Genomic DNA, 2,655 nt, shown 5'->3' with positions numbered 1-2,655 from the left:
AATCGATAACGATTAAAACATCTGCACAAGTATCCATTATTTTTTCCCCTTTTTAACTTTTTAATATATCAATTAATTCATTACTTGGAAAAAGATGGTACTATGCCGTTTTTTATGAACTATACGAAAAGTAAAAAATATACTAAACAGCATAAAAAAGAAGATATGAAAACTTAATTTCATATCTTCTTTTCGCTCTATGCATTTACAGGTTCTTCTACATAAGAAAGGGCGTTTTCAAAATCGGATATTAAATCGTCAACATTTTCAAGGCCGACGGATAACCGAAGTAATGAATTAGAAATCCCTCTTTCATCACGAGCTTCTTGCGACAGTGCTGCATGTGACATTTTAGCTGGATAGGAGAGAATTGATTCGACGGCTCCTAAACTAACCGCAAAGACAGGTAATTTTACTTTTGATAAAAATTGGCGGAGTGCGTCTTCTGATTGTAAAGTGAAAGATAGGACAGCTCCGGCTGATGTAGCTTGAGATTGTTGAATATCAAATCCAAGGTGTGTTTGTAAGCCAGGATAATAGACATTTTGAACTTTAGCGTGCTCTTGTAAATAGTGTGCAATTTTATTGGCGTTAGCAGCTGAATGCTCAAGGCGTACGTGCAATGTTTTTAGACCGCGAAGTACGAGAGAACAATCTTGAGGACCTAAAATAGCGCCGAATGCATTTTGTAAAAATCCAAGTTTTTGAGCGAGTTCAGCATCTTTTACAACCGCTAATCCGGCAGTAACATCACTATGGCCAGCAATGAATTTTGTGGCACTATGAAGAACGACATCGGCGCCAAGATCAAGTGGCTTTTGGAATAGTGGTGTCAAAAATGTATTATCAACAAAAGTAAGGGCATTAATAGATTTTGCAAGTGTAGAAACAGCACGAATATCTGTCACTTTTAAAAGTGGATTAGAGGGTGTTTCCACATAAAAGAGTTTTGTATTTGGCTTAATGTTTTGCTTTATTTCTTCTAAATTGGTCATATCAACAAATGTATGTGAAACACCGTAACGGGAGAGAACCTCAGTTATAATTCGATAAGTGCCTCCGTATACGTCTTCTGAAATGAGTACGTGATCGCCTTGTGAAAGGAGAAGGAATGCAGTAGAAATCGCTGCAATTCCTGATGCGAAGGCAAACCCTTTTGTTCCGCCTTCTAATAAAGCAATGATATCTTCAAGAGCCTCACGAGTTGGATTACCAGATCGGCTATAATCATATTTCCCGAACGTATCTACATCAAATTGGTGAAATGTTGATGTGTTATAGATGGGAACGTTAACAGCTCCTGTTTGCGAGTCATGTTTATATTGGTTGTGCAGTAAGAGTGTATCTATAGAATAACTCATATTCTTACACCTTCTTTTACAAGTTTAATGGCTTGCTTTAAGTCTTGAATTAAATCGTTACTATTTTCAATGCCAACGGAAAATCGAAGAAGACGATTGCATACACCGTTTGCTGTTCTGATTTCTTCAGGAATATCAGCGTGTGTTTGCGTTGCTGGATATGTCATTAAACTTTCAACACCACCAAGACTTTCAGCGAATGTAATTAAGGATAAAGATTGTAAGAATGGATTAATCCATGTTTCATCTTTCAGACGAAATGAGATCATGCCGCCCCTTCCAGGATAAAATACATCTGTCACCCCGTCTTCATCATTTAAATAAGCGACAACTGCTTTTGCATTTTCTTCGTGTTGTCTCATACGAAGCGCTAACGTTTTCATACCGCGAATTAATAACCACGAGTCAAATGGGCTTAAAACCGCACCTGATGCATTATGATAATGAGCGATTTCCTCACAAAGTTCCTTTCCTTTTGCAACGACAAGTCCGCTTAGTACATCGTTATGTCCCCCTAAATATTTTGTTGCACTATGAAGTACAATGTCGGCACCTTCTGTTAATGGCTGCTGTATATAAGGCGTGTAGAATGTGTTATCTACAATAAGAAGTAGTCCGTGTCTTTTCGCTACAGTTGCGACAGCGGCAATATCAGTAACTTGCATTAATGGATTTGTCGGAGTTTCTATGAAAATAGCTTTCGTTTCAGTTGTGATAGCTTGCTCAATTTGTTTAATAGATTGTGTATTTACGTATCTACATCGAACGTTCCACTTTTTTTCATGCTCAGAAAATAATCGATAAGTGCCCCCGTATAAATCTTCGGATACAATAAGTTCGTCTCCAGAGCGGAATAGGGAAAGGACAAGAAGAACGGCTGCCATCCCGGAACTACAGGCATAACCTTGTTCACCGTATTCTAAATCTGCAATTGCCTGTTCTAAAAGGCCACGAGTTGGGTTGCCAGTTCGTGAATAGTCAAAACCAGTAGATTGACCAATTCCTTCGTGACGATAAGCGGTTGAGAAATAAACAGGTGGATTAACAGTTCCTGTTGTAGTTTCGCTACGATTTCCGATTTGTGCTAGTTTTGTTTCGATAGTTGACATGTAAAAATTCCTCCTTTTTAAATGAACAATTAAGTGAATATAAAATAAAAAAAGCCTTCTAAGAAGAAGGCTTTTGGTTTGAATAGAGTCTTCTTCTCATCTGTCAAATCGTTCACAATTTGCTGGAATTAGCACCTTATTAACAAATGTTAATGGTTGCTGAGGCGTCATAGGGCCAGTCCCTC

2 protein-coding genes and 1 riboswitch are annotated in these 2,655 nt (G+C 38.0%); both genes read right to left on the bottom strand.

What is annotated here, in order from left to right; translation table 11 throughout:
* Positions 1–197 precede the first annotated feature (197 nt).
* Positions 198–1,361 carry a cystathionine beta-lyase gene (gene metC, locus KI369_RS28350; RefSeq protein WP_212958975.1) on the bottom strand — a complete coding sequence of 388 codons (1,164 nt, stop codon included), beginning with the start codon at positions 1,359–1,361 and terminating at the stop codon, positions 198–200.
* Positions 1,358–2,470 carry a methionine biosynthesis PLP-dependent protein gene (gene metI, locus KI369_RS28345; protein ID WP_212958974.1) on the bottom strand — a complete coding sequence of 371 codons (1,113 nt, stop codon included), beginning with the start codon at positions 2,468–2,470 and terminating at the stop codon, positions 1,358–1,360. The genes metC and metI overlap by 4 nt, the downstream gene beginning before the upstream one ends.
* A 93-nt stretch (positions 2,471–2,563) precedes the next feature.
* Positions 2,564–2,655: riboswitch (SAM riboswitch) on the bottom strand. This riboswitch is flagged as partial in the annotation.

It is taken from the genome of Bacillus sanguinis, assembly GCF_018332475.1.
GTDB lineage: Bacteria > Bacillota > Bacilli > Bacillales > Bacillaceae_G > Bacillus_A > Bacillus_A sanguinis.
This window is presented reverse-complemented; position numbering and strand designations above follow the sequence as displayed.